Consider the following 17,255-nt stretch of genomic DNA (forward strand, 5'->3'; position numbering starts at 1 on the left):
TCCGCTCTATCGAATCCAACTGAGTAGAGACCGCAAGGAATCCATGTCATATCAGGTTCTCGCCCGTAAGTGGCGTCCCCGGATGTTCAGCGAACTGGTGGGCCAGGCGCACGTCGTACGCGCGCTCAGTAACGCCCTGGACAACAACCGACTGCACCACGCTTATCTGTTTACCGGTACCCGCGGGGTGGGTAAAACCACCCTGGCGAGGATCTTTGCCAAATCCCTCAATTGTGAACACGGCGTCGGTTCCACTCCCTGCGGTCAGTGCAGTATCTGCCGGGAGATCGACGAGGGCCGGTTTGTCGATCTGCTGGAAGTGGATGCCGCTTCCCGTACCAAGGTGGATCAGACCCGCGAACTGCTGGAAAACGTCCCTTACGCTCCGGTCCGGGGGCGTTACAAGGTCTATCTGATTGATGAGGTCCACATGTTCTCCGACAGCAGCTTTAACGCGCTGTTGAAGACCCTGGAGGAGCCACCCCCGCATGTGAAGTTCCTGCTCGCCACCACCGATCCACAGAAGGTGCCGGTGACGGTATTGTCGCGCTGTCTGCAGTTCAATCTGAAGCGGTTGCCGCTGGATCAAATCCAGGCTTACCTCAAGGATCTGCTCAACCGTGAGGGGATTCAACACGAAGACCGGGCCTTGATACTGTTGGCAAAGGGTGCGGACGGCAGTATGCGGGATGCCCTCAGTCTGCTGGATCAGGCGATCGCTTTTGGCGGCGGCAAGGTGCTGGAAACCGATGTGCAGTCGATGCTCGGTACCATTGCCCATGACCGGGTGCATGACCTGCTGGAGGCACTGGCCGATCTGGATGCCAACCGGCTCGTTGCCCTGGTGAGTGAACTGGCGGAGATGGCCCCGGACTTTGCCGGTGTGCTGCAGGATCTGCTCTCCCTGTTACATCGAATTGCCCTGGTACAGGCGGTGCCGGATGCCATGGACAACAGCGCCGGTGATGAAGCCCAAGTGGTGGCATTGGCGGAGAAATTGTCGCCCGGTGACGTGCAACTGTTTTACCAGATCGGCTTGATCGGGCAGCGGGACCTGCCGCTGGCGCCGGATCCCCGGGCAGGATTTGAAATGGTCCTGTTGCGTATGTTGGCGTTTCGTCCCCAGATCGGGATAGCGTCGACAGGGCAGGGTGCGCAAGACAGGTCGGATAAAAAAAAACGCTCTGAATCGGCTCCGGCAGTCGCTGTAAAGTCGGTACCGAAGCCGAGCGGAAACGGGGCCGCTCCCGTGGCGGCGGTAGCGTCGGTCCGCGAGCAGGCTGCCGCACCGGCACCACCGCCGGTCGTCGTGTCAGCAGCGGCGGATGAACCGATTGAATTTCGGCATTGGCATCAAGTGGTGGATCGGCTCTCCCTGGGGGGGATTGCCAAACAGTTGGCCAATAACTGTGTCTATGATTATTGGGATGGGGTGACCCTGAGCCTGAAACTGGATCAGGCGCACCAGCATATGTTGGTGGGCAGTACCGAACAGCGGTTGCGGGCGGCGTTGGCGGCCTATATCGGTCGGGATATCAAACTAAAGATTTCACCGGAAAGCGTGCAGGTGGCGACGCCGGCCAAGATACAAGCCCAAGCCGTAGCCGATCGTCAGCAAGCGGCCGAGGTGGCAATACAGGAAGACCCGATGGTGCTGGCATTGGAAGCGGAGTTCGGTGCCGCGGTGATCCCCGGTTCGGTGCGACCGGTGGATGAATAACCCCGAGCATTTATTACTGAATGAGGAATACCTGAATGAAAGGCGGTTTAGGCAATATCATGAAGCAGGCCCAGAAGATGCAGGCCGATTTGCAGAAGGCGCAGGAGCGTCTGGCGAAAGAAGAGGTGACGGGCGAGTCCGGTGGCGGACTGGTCAAGGTGACACTCAACGGCAAGCATGAAGTGCGTCGGGTCGAGATCGATGATTCCCTGGTCGGCGACGACAAGGAGATGTTGGAAGACCTGGTGGCGGCTGCGATGAACGATGCCGTACATAAAGTAGCGGAAAAGACCCAGAGCAGCATGAGTGATGTCACTTCCGGTATGGGCTTACCGCCCGGTTTCAAGCTGCCGTTCTAGTTAACAGGCCCTGGTTCATGTCCGATCGCCCGTTATTGGAACAGTTGATGGATGCCCTGCGTTGCCTGCCAGGCGTGGGGGCCAAGTCTGCCCAGCGTATGGCCTTTTACCTGTTGGAGCGTGACCGGGACGGTGGCCGGCAGTTGTCCCGTGTGTTGGGCGAAGCCATGGAACGTATCGGTCATTGCAGCCGCTGCCGCACCCTCAGTGAAACCGATATCTGCAACCTCTGCACCAATCATCGGCGGGATGACAGTCAACTCTGTGTGGTGGAAACCCCGGCCGAAGTGGTAGCGATAGAGCACGCCACCGATTTTCGCGGGCGCTATTTTGTGCTGGGTGGCCACCTGTCACCGCTGGACGGCATTGGGCCGCGGGAGATCGGGCTGGACCGGTTCGATCAACGCTTGGCCGAAGGCACTATTCAAGAGTTGATTCTGGCCACCAATCCGACGGTTGAAGGTGAAGCGACGGCTCACTATATCGGTGAAATGGCCCGGGCGAGAGGCATTCGGGTTACCCGCATTGCCCATGGCGTCCCGCTGGGTGGTGATTTGGAGTACGTGGACGGCGGTACCCTCTCCCATGCCTTTAGCGGGCGTCGCGAGTTTTGAGCTATGATAATTGAAGTTGGCCCGATAATCGGGAAGGTCTTGCTGTTGACCGATAATTCCGTATCACTACAGGTGATGTGAATGAGTGATTGTCTCTTTTGCAAGATGGTGACGGGTGAGATTGCACCCGATGTGGTCTATGAAGATGACGATGTGTTGGCGTTTCGTGATATTAATCCACAAGCGCCGACACATGTGCTGATTGTGCCAAAACGGCATATCAGCACGCTGAATGACTTGGAGCCCGACGACGCCAGGCTGATCGGCCAGCTCTCACTGGCGGCCGCCAGGGTGGCCGCGCAGGAGGGTGTAGCGGATGCCGGTTACCGCACACTGATCAATACCAATCGGGAAGGAGGGCAAGTGGTGTTTCATATCCATATGCATCTGATGGGCGGCCGTAGGATGGGCTGGCCACCTGGCTGATCACTTCTCTAACGGGTCATTATCCGCGTGATTGAATCCATCGGCAGCGCCTATTTCGATCCCTCCGTCGCCCGCTCGCTGGTACCTGTCCAGCCTGCCGCGCAGGGAGAGGATCCGTCGCGCCGTCCCAATCAATCTCCGCCACCCAAGGCGATCATTCCGGCCGGTGAGTTACGCAGCGGCTTGGAAAACCGCGCGGGCCTGATTTACCAACAAAGCCTCAGCGATGACGGTATCAATGCCAAAAACCGTCAAGCCATCCGTGCCTATCGAACCCTTGAAGACGCCGAAGAGCGAGAAAAGGTGAGTCGCATGCTGGGGGTGGATGAGTACGCTTGACCTGCACATGTTTCATATCGTGTGCCAGATCGTGATCGAACCGTTCTCTCTTATTAAAGTTATCTGTTCACTGTTTGCCGTAAGCGGTTAACAGCGCGTTTACTTTTTTCCGAGAATCGCCTGGATAAAGTGTACACCCTGGACTAAGTTTTAAACTGAATACAACTATAAGGAAACAACCCGTGGACGCTGTTCGTTCACACTCTCTAAACCGTCAACGCACTGGAAAAAATAGCAAATGACGAAACACAAGGGGCTCTCTCTGCAGCAACAAATGATGGATAACTTGGCCAGTTATCCCGACTCCAGATTCAACAAGCAGGAACGCGCTCAAATTGAGCGGATGTTGGAGTTTTATTATCGACATATACCCATATCGGATTTGGAGTCTACCTCCATTGCCGATCTGGTGGGCGCCGTCGTCGCCCACTGGCAGTTACTCAAAGACAGAAGAGGGGATGATCCCTCGATCAGGGTCTACAACCCCAACTTCGAAGAGCACGGTTGGCAGAGTCCCCACACCATTATTGAGATCGTCACCACCGACCGGGTATTTCTGGTGGATTCGCTCTCCATGGGCCTCAATCGTGCCGGCCTGACCATTCATCTGACGGTGCATCCGCTGGTTCGTGTGGTGCGGGATGCGAAAGGGCAGATTCAGGAGTTGATGCGACCCCATGGTCGCGGCAAGGATGAAAAAGGCAAGGTGGAGTCGCTCATCCATTTTCAAGTGGAGAAGCAGGTTTCCGCCGATGTGCTCCACGCGCTGGAAAAGATGCTCCGTGACGTGATCAACGATGTGACCTATGCCAACACCGATTGGCAATCGATGAAAAAGCGGCTCAAGGCGATACGGGATATTCTGGAGACGGAGAAGCTGCCGATAGAGAAGGCGCAGCAGGCGGAGTCGAGTGAATTTCTCAAATGGATCGACGACGATCATTTCACCTTTCTGGCCTATTGCGAATTCGATCTTGTCGACAGTGCCGGCAAGCCATCGCTGCAGTTGAATGTCGATTCACAGTTAGGCCTGTTTCGTGAATCCTGCCTGAATGAGCAGCATGCGGCAGAGGTAATACCGGTAGCGGGGAAAGCCTATATCGCCGCACCGGAATTTCTCGTGGTGACCAAGTCCAATGCCAAGTCCACGGTGCATCGACCGGCGTATATGGATTTTATCGGCATCAAGCGCTTCAATAAAAAAGGCGAAGTGGATGGGCTTTTCTGTCTGCTTGGGTTGTTTACTTCGGTTGCGTATAACAGTCCGCCCAGAGATATTCCGCTACTGCGGCAAAAGACCCGTGAAGTGATCAACCGATCCGGTCTTTCTGCATCCAGTCACTCTGGCAAGTCGCTGGACAATATCCTCACCACCTTCCCGCGTGATGCGTTGTTCCAGACATCGGTGGACGAGCTGGAAAGTCTGGCGATGGGAATACTCGGCCTGCAGGAGCGGCAGCGTACCCGGTTGTTCATCACCCGGGATCTATTCAAGCGCTTTTACTCTTGCCTGATCTATCTGCCCAGGGAGCGTTACTCAAGGGAGATGCGGCTGCGTATTCAGAAAGCCCTGGTCAATGTGCTGAATGGAACCGAAGTGGAGTTCAGTACCCTGTTTACCGAATCGGCGCTGGCGCGTATCCACCTGATTATTCATTCGCCACCGGATACGGAGATGGAGTGCAGTTTGCACGAGTTGGAGACGTTGGTTATCAACGCTACCACCACTTGGCGCGATGAGCTGCATACCGCCTTGGGCGAGCAGTATGGCGAGGCGCAGGGCGCCGAGTATTACAAGGCTTATGTGAATGCCTTTCCGAGCGGTTTCCGCGAAGACTTCTTTCCACGTACTGCCGCAGCCGACGTGGCCCGGATTGAGCAGGCGCGCCTGAGCGGCGAGCTGGGCCTCAATTTCTATCGGCCTATCCATGAAGCGACCGAGTACGTCCATTGCCGACTCTATTCCGCCGGCGATCCGGTTCCGCTGTCGGATGTGATCCCCATCCTGGAGAATATGGGACTGACGGTATTCGGTGAGCGCCCCTACCGTATTCGCCACCCGTCGGGCCAGATCTGGATTCATGATTTCTCCATGAGTTACTCGGGCGGGTCGGAGCATTTGACCGAGGAGACCAGCCAACTGTTTCAGGAAGCGTTCCTGAAGGTCTGGCAGGGTGAAGTGGACAATGACGGCTTCAACCAGTTGGTGCTGGACGCCGGTTTGCAATGGAAAGAGGTGGTGCTGCTGCGTGCCTACTCCCGTTATCTGAAACAGATAAAGTTCCCCTTCAGCCGCTCCTACATTATCGAGAGTTTGACCCGCAATGCGGAGATCACCCGTCTGCTGGTGGATCTGTTCAATCTGAAATTCAATCCGGCGGGTAAAACCAAGGCGTCCCAGATCGATGCAGTATTGCAAAAGATCGACAGTTTGCTGGAATCGGTAGCCAGTCTGGATCAGGACCGGATTCTGCGTAGTTATGTGAACATCATCCAGTCCACCCTGCGTAGCAATTTCTTCCAGCAGGATGCAAATGGACAGAGCAAATCCTATATCTCGTTCAAGGTCGACACCCGTCAGGTAAACGGTATGCCGTTGCCGATGCCGATGTTTGAGATTTTTGTCTTCTCTTCACGCATGGAAGGTGTCCATCTGCGCGGCGGCAAGGTGGCGCGGGGCGGTTTGCGCTGGTCGGACCGTATGGAGGATTTTCGTACCGAAGTGCTGGGGTTGATGAAGGCACAGATGGTAAAGAATACGGTGATTGTGCCGGTCGGCTCCAAAGGCGGGTTCATTGTCAAACGTTCCCTGGATGGCATGGAGCGTGAAAAGATGATGGAAGAGGTAGTGCTCTGTTACCGCACCCTGCTCAAAGGCATGCTGGATATCACCGATAATCTGAAGGATGGCGTGGTGCAGCCGCCGATCGATGTGGTCCGATATGACGAGGACGATCCCTACCTGGTCGTGGCGGCAGACAAGGGTACCGCCACCTTCTCCGATATCGCCAACGGTGTGGCCCAGGAGTACGGCTACTGGCTGGGCGACGCCTTCGCGTCCGGCGGTTCGGTCGGTTACGACCATAAAAAGATGGGTATCACCGCGCGTGGCGCCTGGGAATCGGTCAAGCGCAACTTCCGTGAACTGGGAGTGGATATCCAGACCACCGATTTTCGTGTGCTGGGTATCGGCGACATGTCGGGCGATGTGTTCGGTAACGGCATGTTGCTCTCCCGCCATATCAAATTGGTGGCGGCTTTCAATCACATGCATATCTTCCTGGATCCCGAGCCGGATCCGGCACGCTCCTACAAGGAGCGGGAACGGCTGTTCAAGCTGCCGCGTTCCAGTTGGACCGATTACGACAAGAAGCTGATCTCCAAGGGGGGCGGTATCTTCCCGCGCAGCGCCAAGTCCATCACTCTCAGTGATGAAGTGAAAGCGATGACTGGTGCCAAGGTGGATAAGATGACGCCCACCGAACTGATCAATCTGCTGCTCAAATCGCCCGTCGACCTGATTTGGAACGGCGGCATCGGTACCTACATCAAATCCGAACAGGAGAGTCATGAAGATGTAGGCGACAAGGCCAACGATGCGTTGCGGGTGAACGGCAGTGACCTGCGCTGTAAAGTGGTGGGCGAGGGCGGCAACCTGGGTGTGACGCAACTCGGCCGAGTGGAGTTTTCACTTAAAGGTGGATTGATCTACACCGATGCCATCGATAATTCGGCGGGTGTCGATTGTTCTGACCACGAAGTCAATATCAAGATTCTGTTGGGGCAGATTGTCTCCAACGGCGATATGACCGACAAGCAGCGCAACAAATTGCTAGCGGAGATGACGGACGAAGTGGGGGAGTTGGTGTTGGCGGACAATTACGCCCAGACCCAATCCATCAGTATGGTGGCTTCCGAAGCGCCGGAACGTCTGAACGAACACGCTCGCTTCATCGACTTCCTGGAGAGCGAAGGGCGCCTGAATCGCGAATTGGAGTATCTGCCGAGTAAAAAGGCGATTGCCGATCGGCAAGCGAACAAACGCGGTTTAACCAAACCGGAAATCGCCGTGTTACTGGCTTACAGCAAGATGACCTATTTCGAGGCGTTGATCCACTCCGATATCCCGGATGACGAGTTCCTGGAGACCGAGCTGAATGACTACTTCCCCAAGGTGTTGGGTGAACGTTTCAACGACGAGATGCGTACCCATCAGCTGAAGCGTGAGATCATCTCTACCCATTTGACCAACAGTATCGTGGATCATATCGGCCCCGGTTTCGGCTTTCGGGTCCGTGAAGAGGTGGGTACCAATATCGCCGGTGTCACCCGGGCCTATCTGTCTGCCAGTAAGATCTTCTCTACCGATGAGTTGTGGGATGATATCGAAGCGTTGGACAACCAGGTGGCGACCGCGGTACAGCTGGAGATGATGCGGATGATCGCGCGTCTGCTGGAACAGAGTGTGCTGTGGATACTGCGTGCCCGCCAGAACAAGGTGGTGGTGCGGGATCTGGTGGATTACTTCCAGGACGGCGTACAGGAACTGATCGATACCATGCCCAAACCGCTGGCCTCCAAGGACCGGTTGGCACTTAATCGTCAGATCAAGTATTACCTGAATGCCGGCGTCCCGCGTGAGGTCGCGCAGCAGGTGAGTCGCATCGTCATGCTGTCATCGGCCATGGATCTGGTGGAAGTGGCGAAACAGAGAAAGCGTGATGTCCAGACCGTGGCGTCGCTCTATTACAATCTCGGCTCCACCCTGGAGTTCCACTGGGTGCGTGACCAGATCGGTAAGCTGGCGGTGCAGACCCACTGGCATAGTATGGCCAAACATCGCCTGATCGATACCCTTAACAAGCATCAGCGGGATCTCACCTCGCAGATACTGGTACTGGTCAAGAAACAGAAAAATGCCAAGAAGATGATCGAACAGTGGTCGGATGAGTACCGCTTTGCCTATGATCGGCACCTGAAGATGATTGCCGATCTGAAGGCTCGCACCTCGGTCGATTTCGCCATGATGTCGGTGGTGGTGGCAGGCGTCGGTTCGCTGCTGAAATCGGATATCTGATCGGCCTCCATCGGGCGTCCTCCCGGGACGCCCTCAACAACAGGTACCGGAGTCATTCAAGGCTCCGGTACCTGTCCCCTGACTTACCTTCCGCAAGCGTTATCAAATTGTGAACATTCCGTGATCCCTGCAGGATTTCTCCCTTGTTTAATATCAGCAAGTCAGCCGACGGGACGATCTGTTTCTGAAACGGCTGGCGATTGGCCGAAGGGCAAACCATACCTCTCAGGGAGAAGACAATGAGCTACACAAACACCGCACTGAAAATCTGTTCCATGGCTATGCTGATTTCTGTTACAGGCGTTGCCAGCGCCGGTGACATGGTTAAGGATGGCTCGGGTCATCCGGTTATGGGCGTCACCCAACCCATGATGGATACCAAAATGGACAAAATGGACAAAATGGACAAAATGGACAAGATGGACAAGATGGACAAGAAACCGATGATGGACGACAAAATGGACAAAATGGACAAAATGGACAAGAAGCCCATGATGGACGACAAGATGAAAAAATAGTTCGACCGGTTAGCACCATTCCGCTGGAGGCGGGACGGCTTGATCGGAGCTCCCGCCATCCACGGAATGCCCTAAACCGGCCAGCTTGCCGGTAGGATTCGCGCCACAATCGCTATGGGGCGTCTCCAAACAATACCCAGCCGTTAGTCAGTCGTCGGCAGTCCATGTATTATGTATTCGGCACAACCGGCAGAGTGAACCTCATCCATGACCCACCACATACTGATCATTGAAGATGACCCGGATATCGCCCGGCTGGTGCAGATGCACCTGAATGATATCGACTGTCAGGCCGATATCATCGGCGATGGCCGAGAAGGGGTCGCCGCCTTCAAGAAAGGTCACTACGATCTGGTGGTGCTGGACCTGATGCTGCCGGGGATGGATGGCCTGGCTGTTTGCCGGGAGATCCGCAAGGCCGAGGGCTATGTGCCCATCCTCATGCTGACGGCCAAGTCTTCCGAACTGGACCGTGTCCTGGGGCTGGAGATGGGGGCGGACGACTACCTGACCAAGCCGTTCAGTGTGTTGGAACTGCAGGCCCGTATCAAAGCCCTGTTTCGACGCACCGATGCGCTCACCACCCGCAAACAAGTCAAGCCGACACAAGAGATTATCGATTGCGGCGATATCGTTATCGACGTTACCCGTCACCAGGTTCGGGTGCGCGGCGAGCCGGTGGAGCTGACCGCCCGGGAATTCGACCTACTGCTGCACTTTGCCAGCCATCCCGGCTCGGTCTACTCACGCATACAGTTGCTCGATTCGGTCTGGGGCTATAACCACGAAGGCTACGAGCACACCGTCAACACCCATATCAACCGGCTGCGTACCAAGATCGAGGCGGATCCGGCCAACCCCCAATACATCCTCACGGTCTGGGGAGTCGGTTACAAGTTTGCCGAAACATGCTGAGGACACTCTACGCAAAACTGGCGGTGGGTCTGGTGATACTGTTTGTCACCATCGGTCTGCTTTACGCCATCATCAGCACCACCGCCACCAAATATTATCTGCAAGAAGTCAATCAATCCTTCAATAAAGGGCTGGCCCGTAACCTGGTGGCCGACCGCAATCTGGTCGCCGAAGGGCGGATCAACCAGGAGGCGCTGAAGGAGACCTTTCACCAATACATGGTGATCAATCCCAGTATCGAAATCTACCTGTTGGACCTCGACGGCAAGATCCTCGCGTACTCGGCCGACCCCGGCAAGGTGAAGCGCAACCACGTCTCGTTGGCGCCGTTGATGGCTTTCCTCGAAGGCTCGGAAGAGTATCCGTTGCTGGGAGATGACCCGCGCAGTCACGACGGCCAAAAGGCGTTCTCCGTCACCCCGGTGCCCACCACCGATCATCCGGAAGGTTATCTCTACGTCGTACTGCGCGGCGAAGAGTTTGATTCGGTCGACAAAATGATCCGGGAGAGCTACTTCCTGCGACTCAGCGGCTGGGCCGTGGTGGTGAGTCTTGGGTTGGGGTTGTTGGTCGGACTAATCGTACTGCGCCTGCTGACGCGCCGCTTGCATCGGCTCTCCAGCCTGATGGCCGATTTTCACCAGAGCAACTTTATCACCCACCAGCCCTACCTGCTGGAGCAGAATAGACCCAGCGACGAAGTGGACCGGCTTGGCCTCACCTTCGATCAAATGGCGGCCCATATCCAGGATCAACTGGAACAACTCAAGGAACAGGACAGCTTGCGGCGCAAGCTGGTGGCGCAAGTCTCCCACGACCTGCGTACCCCGTTGGCCTCCATGCTCGGCTACCTGGAATCGCTGGAATTGAAAGGGAGTGAAATGGCCGAAGCTGAACGACGGGAATACACCGCCATCGCCCTCCGGCAGGCGCGCCGTCTCTCCAAACAGGTCGCCGAACTGTTCGAACTGGCCAGCCTGGACGCCCGCGAAACTCAACCCCACTGCGAACCCTTTGCCGCGGCCGAACTGGTTCAGGACGTGGTGCAGAAATACCAGCTACGTGCTGAACAGCAACAGATCAAGCTGGGTATGAATCCGCCACCGGCATTGCCCTTCGTCTATGCCGACATCGGATTGACAGAGCGGGTGCTGGAAAACCTGATCGAAAACGCCTTCACCCATACCACCCAGGGCGGCAGCATTCACCTGCAACTGAAGGCCGAGCCAGACGGCGTGGCCATCGTCGTCAAAGACACCGGTTGCGGTATTAACCCGGAAGATCTGCCGAACATATTCGATCCTTTCTACCAATCCGCTAAAAAACGTACCTCGGGAGAACACGCCGGCCTGGGGCTGGCCATCGCCAAGCGCATCATGACCCTGCAGAAAGGGGATATCCGCGTGGAGTCGACGCCGAGTAGCGGTACCGCCTTCACGTTTCTGTTGCCGCTGGCAACAACGCTGATGCCGGTAAATTAGAACCGCCGATAGCGGGCACTTTCGGAAATCTTGGTTAGTTTTATCAGAAAGCCAAGTGGGATAAGGTAACTCTTGTCGATTGGCTTCAGCCTCCATTCATCCTCAACTCTGCCGGCTGGTTTTAAGCCACATCCATCTAGCACCTTGGAGGAATAAACTTCAACTGACAGTACGCTGTCAGTAGCGGGCGTTTACACTGCGACCTTCCGTCAACACAAGTAGAGGTATGCAGAATGAATTTACAGGCATTAACCAAAATTCATGGGTTTGTAGGTATGGAGTTTGGCACGTTCAAACTTAAAGAAGGTGTGTCAGAATCAGAAATGTTAAAGGCTGCACAAATTGCAGATGAAATGTTTTTGTCAAAGGAAGAAGGTTTTTTAGCGCATGTCGTATTAAGAGGCAAAGATGGCCTCTATGCTGATGTGGGTTTTGCGACAACACAAGAAAAAGCCGAAGAAGTGTGTGGCAAATGGATGGAGAATGAATACACATTGAAGTATATAGAGGCTATCGATACAGAATCAGTTAATCTGTCTTTCTGGGAGAGAATAAAGTAAGGGCCTAAAAAATCAGTCGATGTAGTAAAGCTCTCCTACTGACGACTTTAGCTCACGTCCTCCGAGAGTTGTCACACTCTTCATACCTGAATTGTCTTATTGGAGTAACTAAACAAAAAACGGAGCACCCAATGAAGACACTACTCAGAATTGACGCCAGTATTCGACTGACAGGTTCAATTACGCGCTCGCTGACTGATTATTTCGAGGAGGCATGGTTGCACACCCATCCTGATGCCAAGGTAATTCGGCGCTGTTTGGTGAGCGAGCCTATTCCACATTTGTCCCAGGCTGCATTTGAGGCATTCCAAAGTCCAGGCGGGTCCGCGGACGCAAGTGCTTTGTCGGACAAGCTGATCAGTGAAATCAAACAGGCAGATCACCTGCTGATTGGGAGTCCACTGTATAACTTCGGTCTTCCCTCGTCCATCAAAGCCTATTTCGACCAGGTGGTGCGCTCCGGCGCGACATTTGAGGTTGAACAGGGGAATTACCAGGGATTACTAACTGGCAAATGTGCAACGTTGATTACCGCACGAGGTAGCCACAGTTCAACTGACTATATAGACGATTTTCAAACGGATTATATTAAACAGATTCTAGGGTTTATTGGTATTACCTCCGTTGAAACAGTGGCAGTGGAAGGTGTTGCGGGGGATCAGCGTGGCGTAGAAAAAGCATTGGTTCGCGCCAAAAAGGAGATCGACTGGTTGTGCAAGCCGAATGAGTTCCCAGCCTGGTTGGGTGAGTTCAGCAGTCAGGATAAATACGATATTAGTCTTCTGCGTGAAAGGCAGGCTGAGGCAATCATCAGTGGAGATGTGGATGCTTACCAGGCTCTTTGCGCGGACGATATTCAATTGCTGATTCCCAATCGAGACGTGATCTCCGGAAAGTCGGAATTTCTTCAAACAGAAGAGGCACTTTTCAGGAGTTCCAAATTCGTCAGCTTTCGCAAGACGCCTATACGCGTAGAGCGTAGTGGTGAATTGGCCGTCGAAGTGGGCTGCCAGGAGGTGCGAATGCAGAATAAAGAACAATCAGGCGGTGTTTTTTCAGCACGCCAGAAATATACACATATGTTTCGCCTTACGGATCAAGGGTGGCGTTTTGCATTGTTAATGTCCAACCCAAGCGAGTGAATCGGTATGCTTGATGAAAAGACCTCGATTTTTGAGCAGCACCGAAAAACACTGGAAGGTCTTGCCTATCGCATGCTCGGAACGCTTGAGGAAGCCAAGGATGTTATACACGAAACTTTCCTGAAATGGCACGAAACTAACATTGAGACTTTGGCCAACCCTCGCGCGTGGCTGATCACCGTATGTAGCAGAATATCATTGAATCAGCTTAAATCAGCGCGTAAACAGCGGGAAATATATGTTGGAGAATGGTTGCCTGAGCCATTTCCTGATACGCATTGGGACGATCAGTCTGATCCCGCAGTTCAGGTAGAAATTAACGATACCATATCTATTGCACTGTTGTTGGCACTGGAAAAACTCACACCGGTGGAGCGTGCTGTCTTTCTACTGCACGACATTTTTGACCTAAGTTTCGATGAAATCGCAGTAGTTGTAGGGAAGACAAGCGCCAACTGTCGGCAGGTAGCTACACGATCACGCAAGCGCATACGTGAAAATCACCCACGATTCGACGCCACTCCAGATGAGCATCGTTTGTTACTTGATGGATTTATGAGTGCAGTAAGAGAGTTCAATTTGGAAAAACTGACTTTACTATTGGCAGACGGAGTGGCGCTTTACACAGATGGCGGGGGTAAGGTCCAGGCGCTTCAGGATGTACTTCGTGGTGGAGAAAAAGTTGCGGCCTTTTTTGTCAAAATATTTTCTCAATTGGATAGGCAGGATGTTGTGATTCGAATGCAGCCTCAGTGTTTCAACGGTTCTCTTGGAGTCTTGATTTTCGAAGATGATGAATTGGCGACAGCGCTTACCATTGAAGCCGATTCTGGCTGTATACACAGAATCTACGCTGTCCGTAATCCAAGCAAGCTTAGTGCATTTTCAAGAATCAATTTGTGAGTCAGATAATGCTAACGAGCTGCTTCACCTGGACCAGGGTTAACCACCTTTTGGATATCGAGTATATGAACAGATATTTAGCCGATTCAGAATGGAATGAAACAGGCACCCTGGAACAGGAACAAGGACACCCAACATCCAGCTGTGGCGATTTGCAGCCTACTAGGTTGACGGGTTTTTTATATGCAAAAACAATGCGTTACAATTAATCAAATGCCATTTAGCATAGACTAGAGTTTAGCTAGAGTGAACCACTTAATTGTACGCTATCTGGTCGGATGCCGACCGTTCCAGGCTTACCCCAGCCTCTGGTAGGCAGCTTAGCGGCCAAAAACAACCTCCTTTGATTTTTGGCCTCTCCTCTGAAAAGCACCCAATCAATAGAGCTTAAATGTTAGACGAGAAATACCCCCGGCTATACATAAGTTACTACCGGGGGTGTAATTTCTTTATTTGATCCTGCTAGGTATCAAAGTTCGGCTACTTCGAAGAGCATATCGTCCGTCACCAATAAGCGTAAGCGCAATTGAAGCAAATATTAGAAAGACCGGGTATTCCCATCCACCGCCAGCACTAGTGTGGACCCAACCATTTGCACTGTGGGTCCAGGCAGCAACCAGCATTATTGGCATTAAGAATACCGAAACATAGCGGCCATATAGGCCAAGCACAATCATAATGCCGCCAATCAGCTCGAGAGAGAATACGGGCCAAGCCATAAGGTTAGGTAAACCTTGACTTTCAAGCCAGCTGCCAAAACCGGCTATGGTGAATTCAAACCACTTTAACAACGCATGCGAAATCCACATTGTTCCTAAAGCAAGTCTCAGGAGCAGAGCTCCGATAGCACTGTAATTTTCATCTACGGTCTTCATGCATGTATCTCACTCAACAGACTCGACGGGAAAGGAAGCTTCTAACCAATGCCGCTTACCTTCAACATATTCGTGGGCATTTATATACCCCATTTGCTGCAACGTATTGGTTGCAATCCGCGAATTTTGACATTCGGTACTAGCGCAATACACGACAATGAGAGCGTCTTTATCAGGTAACATTTCTGGAGCTTTTTATCGCACTTCGTCGTGAGGGATATTTACCGCACCTGGTAAATGCTCTGCCACGAAATACTTTTCTGGTAACGCCTCAACAATAGTAATGGGCCCACCTGAATCCATTTTGTGCTTAATCTGTTCGTGGGTGACGGTCGTAGTCATTTTGATCTCCTTTTGAATTGTAGTTGTAATTACAACTACAAATTAGCGTAGCATTATGTGGTTGCATTTACAACTACTGCCGCTAATCTTTTGTTCATGAAAAATTCACCAAGTAAAAAACAATAGGAGCATGGGTGATACTGCATCGGGTGCATCGAACGGAATCGCGGAACAAGGACACCCAACATCCAGTTATAGGGCCTAACCCAAGCACATCATCATGCGGTTAATTTCCTCTTTACATATTCCTGTATGGGAATATAATAGCTTCATGCCACGTACAGTTAATACCTACGATGCATTTACCGCTATCGCTGAACCAAAGCGACGAGAGATTATTGAAAGGCTTGTTGGTAAAGAGTTAAGCGTTAATCAGCTTGTAGAACTCACTCAGTGGAACCAACCGATGGTTTCCAAGCATCTAGGTGTGTTGAAAGAAGCTGGCCTGGTCTCCGAGAGAAGATATGGTAGACAACGACTTTACCGGGTTAATACGACGAAACTAAAACCGATTCAAATTTGGGTACGGCAGTTTGAGAAGCATTGGAATAGGCAGTTTGATCAACTTGACGACTATTTATCTGAACTACAGAACAAAGGTGAAAAAAAATGACTGACATTATTGTAGAGCCATCAATATTAACCCGAGATTTTGATGCTCCGATGCAATTAGTCTATGAAGCATGGACACAGGAAAATCATCTATGTCAGTGGCAAGTACCCAGTGCCGATGTTTCCTGTATATATGAGTCTGCCGATATTAGAGCTGGCGGATCTGCACTCCATAAAATGATCATGCCAAACGGTAACGAAATGTGGCTGTTGACTCAGTACCATGAACTGCACCCTTACCACACGATTATTTTTTCTCAATATGAGTCAAACGAGAACGGCGATATAATGCCGCCTTCGATGCCCAACTGGCCGAAAGAAATTAGAGCTACTATAAAGCTGAGCGAAGCAAATGGCATAACGAGTATGGAGTTTGTTTGGCAGCCTATAAACCCGACCAAAGAAGAGGCAGAGGCTTGGGAAGCTTCACGTTCTCAACATGGAAAAGGTTGGGGAGGAAGTTTCGACCTACTTGCCGGATACCTTGCGAAACTTTAAAGTCATTTATTGTTTTAGGTATACGAACAAGAACAACGAAGAAAAAATGACAAGAACACCCGGCATTTAATTATCGGTCCAGCAATGCATCTGTGGAACGGGGGAAGTAACGCAAATCGAAGAGGTCAAAAACACCTGAGTCCGAGTACTATTTGCACTGCGATCCGGGATGGAAACAAGGAGGTATGTGAACGCCATTTACGGTCGCCGATATGTAGTAATGACACTACTTTAATTCAAATGCCTCTGGATTAATCCTTAGCGAACGTATGGCCTATGATTAAAAGTGTAATTACCAAGCTGATGCTCACCGGCGCTATCAACGGCAAGTAAACGTATTTGTATACGGGTTGCCGGCAACGCACGTAGCGTATCGATGCGTGTCGAAAAAACCACACTGCCACTTTCCATATCGAACGGGATGTCATTGAGGCGCGTTGCGCTGTTGCCCTCATCATCGATATAAACCATGTCGAGTCGCTCTACACGGTCAAGCGATGCCTGCAGGCGACCCAACACGAATTCATCCTCAGGTGTGACGGTGCAGTTGACTGAGCCATTCGCGGGAATGTGATATTCACGCACATGCATTCCATTTTTCTTCAGCTTCTGCACGAATTGATCGGTAACCACCATATTCACGCCGCTCACCTTTATAAGGTGCTGAACATCCTTTATGAGTGCAATCAAAAGCGCCAGCCTTTCACTGCATGAAGTACAGCCGAGGTAGTGCTGCTCAATCTGCGCTTCGCTGTCGGAGTCCTGCTCTCCCATCCAATAGGCGAGTAGGGTATCCCACTCTAACGGAGATTGGCAGGATGCTGCGGAATTCATTCGCTCTCTCCGGTTACACACTTGCGTAGTCGTGTTAGAC

Annotated in this window: 18 protein-coding genes; 14 read left to right on the forward strand and 4 right to left on the reverse strand. The window is 52.5% G+C overall.

Annotated elements, in window-relative coordinates; genetic code table 11:
• The first annotated feature begins 43 nt into the window (after positions 1-43).
• From dnaX to sigJ, 12 genes are all read left to right on the forward strand, one after another.
• Positions 44-1,720: a DNA polymerase III subunit gamma/tau gene (dnaX, locus tag ACQY5R_RS14670; RefSeq protein ID WP_428609713.1), complete on the forward strand. Its 1,677-nt coding sequence runs from the start codon at positions 44-46 to the stop codon at positions 1,718-1,720.
• A 35-nt stretch (positions 1,721-1,755) separates the two neighbouring features.
• A complete protein-coding gene (locus tag ACQY5R_RS14675; RefSeq protein ID WP_428609714.1) occupies positions 1,756-2,079 on the forward strand; it encodes a YbaB/EbfC family nucleoid-associated protein in 324 nt (107 codons plus the stop codon).
• Positions 2,080-2,096: 17 nt separating this feature from the next.
• Positions 2,097-2,693, forward strand: a complete 597-nt coding sequence (gene recR, locus ACQY5R_RS14680) for a recombination mediator RecR (RefSeq protein ID WP_428609715.1) — start codon at positions 2,097-2,099, stop codon at positions 2,691-2,693.
• A gap of 81 nt (positions 2,694-2,774) precedes the next feature.
• Positions 2,775-3,119, forward strand: a complete 345-nt coding sequence (locus tag ACQY5R_RS14685) for a histidine triad nucleotide-binding protein (RefSeq protein ID WP_428609717.1) — start codon at positions 2,775-2,777, stop codon at positions 3,117-3,119.
• A 27-nt stretch (positions 3,120-3,146) separates the two neighbouring features.
• Positions 3,147-3,458 carry a hypothetical protein gene (locus ACQY5R_RS14690; protein WP_428609719.1) on the forward strand — a complete coding sequence of 104 codons (312 nt, stop codon included), beginning with the start codon at positions 3,147-3,149 and terminating at the stop codon, positions 3,456-3,458.
• A gap of 238 nt (positions 3,459-3,696) precedes the next feature.
• The gene (locus ACQY5R_RS14695) at positions 3,697-8,535 is read left to right on the forward strand and encodes an NAD-glutamate dehydrogenase (protein ID WP_428609721.1); all 4,839 of its coding nucleotides are present in this window, start codon (positions 3,697-3,699) and stop codon (positions 8,533-8,535) included.
• A gap of 239 nt (positions 8,536-8,774) precedes the next feature.
• Positions 8,775-9,053: a hypothetical protein gene (locus ACQY5R_RS14700; protein WP_428609723.1), complete on the forward strand. Its 279-nt coding sequence runs from the start codon at positions 8,775-8,777 to the stop codon at positions 9,051-9,053.
• A gap of 207 nt (positions 9,054-9,260) precedes the next feature.
• On the forward strand, positions 9,261-9,968 hold the full coding sequence (locus ACQY5R_RS14705) for a winged helix-turn-helix domain-containing protein (protein WP_428609725.1): 708 nt from the start codon (positions 9,261-9,263) through the stop codon (positions 9,966-9,968).
• Complete coding sequence (locus tag ACQY5R_RS14710; RefSeq protein ID WP_428609727.1) at positions 9,962-11,449, forward strand: ATP-binding protein; 1,488 nt, start codon at positions 9,962-9,964, stop codon at positions 11,447-11,449. The genes ACQY5R_RS14705 and ACQY5R_RS14710 overlap by 7 nt, the downstream gene beginning before the upstream one ends.
• Before the next feature lie 233 nt (positions 11,450-11,682).
• A complete protein-coding gene (locus ACQY5R_RS14715; RefSeq protein WP_428609728.1) occupies positions 11,683-12,009 on the forward strand; it encodes a hypothetical protein in 327 nt (108 codons plus the stop codon).
• A 131-nt stretch (positions 12,010-12,140) separates the two neighbouring features.
• Complete coding sequence (locus ACQY5R_RS14720) at positions 12,141-13,151, forward strand: NAD(P)H-dependent oxidoreductase (RefSeq protein ID WP_428609730.1); 1,011 nt, start codon at positions 12,141-12,143, stop codon at positions 13,149-13,151.
• 6 nt (positions 13,152-13,157) lie between these two features.
• Complete coding sequence (gene sigJ, locus ACQY5R_RS14725) at positions 13,158-14,054, forward strand: RNA polymerase sigma factor SigJ (RefSeq protein WP_428609731.1); 897 nt, start codon at positions 13,158-13,160, stop codon at positions 14,052-14,054.
• A 449-nt stretch (positions 14,055-14,503) separates the two neighbouring features.
• Here the strand turns inward: sigJ and ACQY5R_RS14730 are convergent, their stop codons facing one another.
• The 3 genes from ACQY5R_RS14730 to ACQY5R_RS14740 are packed head-to-tail and all read right to left on the reverse strand — an operon-like array spanning position 14,504 to position 15,271.
• Positions 14,504-14,929, reverse strand: coding sequence for a DoxX family protein (locus ACQY5R_RS14730; protein WP_428609733.1), 426 nt, complete (start codon positions 14,927-14,929; stop codon positions 14,504-14,506).
• A gap of 9 nt (positions 14,930-14,938) precedes the next feature.
• Positions 14,939-15,112, reverse strand: a complete 174-nt coding sequence (locus ACQY5R_RS14735; protein ID WP_428609735.1) for a rhodanese-like domain-containing protein — start codon at positions 15,110-15,112, stop codon at positions 14,939-14,941.
• 12 nt (positions 15,113-15,124) lie between these two features.
• The gene (locus ACQY5R_RS14740; protein ID WP_428609736.1) at positions 15,125-15,271 is read right to left on the reverse strand and encodes a hypothetical protein; all 147 of its coding nucleotides are present in this window, start codon (positions 15,269-15,271) and stop codon (positions 15,125-15,127) included.
• A 271-nt stretch (positions 15,272-15,542) separates the two neighbouring features.
• Between ACQY5R_RS14740 and ACQY5R_RS14745 the strand changes: the two genes are divergently transcribed.
• Both ACQY5R_RS14745 and ACQY5R_RS14750 read left to right on the forward strand, forming a co-directional pair.
• Positions 15,543-15,884 (forward strand): ArsR/SmtB family transcription factor, encoded by a 342-nt coding sequence (locus ACQY5R_RS14745; RefSeq protein WP_428609737.1) that lies wholly within the window; start codon positions 15,543-15,545, stop codon positions 15,882-15,884.
• The gene (locus tag ACQY5R_RS14750) at positions 15,881-16,381 is read left to right on the forward strand and encodes an SRPBCC family protein (protein WP_428609738.1); all 501 of its coding nucleotides are present in this window, start codon (positions 15,881-15,883) and stop codon (positions 16,379-16,381) included. The genes ACQY5R_RS14745 and ACQY5R_RS14750 overlap by 4 nt, the downstream gene beginning before the upstream one ends.
• Before the next feature lie 258 nt (positions 16,382-16,639).
• On the opposite strand, the gene ACQY5R_RS14755 is transcribed toward ACQY5R_RS14750, so the two are convergent.
• On the reverse strand, positions 16,640-17,215 hold the full coding sequence (locus tag ACQY5R_RS14755) for a hypothetical protein (RefSeq protein WP_428609739.1): 576 nt from the start codon (positions 17,213-17,215) through the stop codon (positions 16,640-16,642).
• Positions 17,216-17,255 lie beyond the last annotated feature (40 nt).

Source organism: Sedimenticola sp. (genome assembly GCF_050289425.1).
In the GTDB taxonomy this organism is placed as follows: Bacteria; Pseudomonadota; Gammaproteobacteria; order Chromatiales; family Chromatiaceae; genus Sedimenticola.

Coding starts and splice junctions, on each gene's coding strand:
- dnaX (WP_428609713.1), top strand. CDS start 44: ATGTCATATCAGGTTCTCGCCCGTAAGTGGCGTCCCCGGATGTTCAGC.
- ACQY5R_RS14675 (WP_428609714.1), top strand. CDS start 1,756: ATGAAAGGCGGTTTAGGCAATATCATGAAGCAGGCCCAGAAGATGCAG.
- recR (WP_428609715.1), top strand. CDS start 2,097: ATGTCCGATCGCCCGTTATTGGAACAGTTGATGGATGCCCTGCGTTGC.
- ACQY5R_RS14685 (WP_428609717.1), top strand. CDS start 2,775: ATGAGTGATTGTCTCTTTTGCAAGATGGTGACGGGTGAGATTGCACCC.
- ACQY5R_RS14695 (WP_428609721.1), top strand. CDS start 3,697: ATGACGAAACACAAGGGGCTCTCTCTGCAGCAACAAATGATGGATAAC.
- ACQY5R_RS14700 (WP_428609723.1), top strand. CDS start 8,775: ATGAGCTACACAAACACCGCACTGAAAATCTGTTCCATGGCTATGCTG.
- ACQY5R_RS14705 (WP_428609725.1), top strand. CDS start 9,261: ATGACCCACCACATACTGATCATTGAAGATGACCCGGATATCGCCCGG.
- ACQY5R_RS14710 (WP_428609727.1), top strand. CDS start 9,962: ATGCTGAGGACACTCTACGCAAAACTGGCGGTGGGTCTGGTGATACTG.
- ACQY5R_RS14715 (WP_428609728.1), top strand. CDS start 11,683: ATGAATTTACAGGCATTAACCAAAATTCATGGGTTTGTAGGTATGGAG.
- ACQY5R_RS14720 (WP_428609730.1), top strand. CDS start 12,141: ATGAAGACACTACTCAGAATTGACGCCAGTATTCGACTGACAGGTTCA.
- sigJ (WP_428609731.1), top strand. CDS start 13,158: ATGCTTGATGAAAAGACCTCGATTTTTGAGCAGCACCGAAAAACACTG.
- ACQY5R_RS14730 (WP_428609733.1), bottom strand. CDS start 14,929: ATGAAGACCGTAGATGAAAATTACAGTGCTATCGGAGCTCTGCTCCTG.
- ACQY5R_RS14735 (WP_428609735.1), bottom strand. CDS start 15,112: ATGTTACCTGATAAAGACGCTCTCATTGTCGTGTATTGCGCTAGTACC.
- ACQY5R_RS14740 (WP_428609736.1), bottom strand. CDS start 15,271: ATGACTACGACCGTCACCCACGAACAGATTAAGCACAAAATGGATTCA.
- ACQY5R_RS14745 (WP_428609737.1), top strand. CDS start 15,543: ATGCCACGTACAGTTAATACCTACGATGCATTTACCGCTATCGCTGAA.
- ACQY5R_RS14750 (WP_428609738.1), top strand. CDS start 15,881: ATGACTGACATTATTGTAGAGCCATCAATATTAACCCGAGATTTTGAT.
- ACQY5R_RS14755 (WP_428609739.1), bottom strand. CDS start 17,215: ATGAATTCCGCAGCATCCTGCCAATCTCCGTTAGAGTGGGATACCCTA.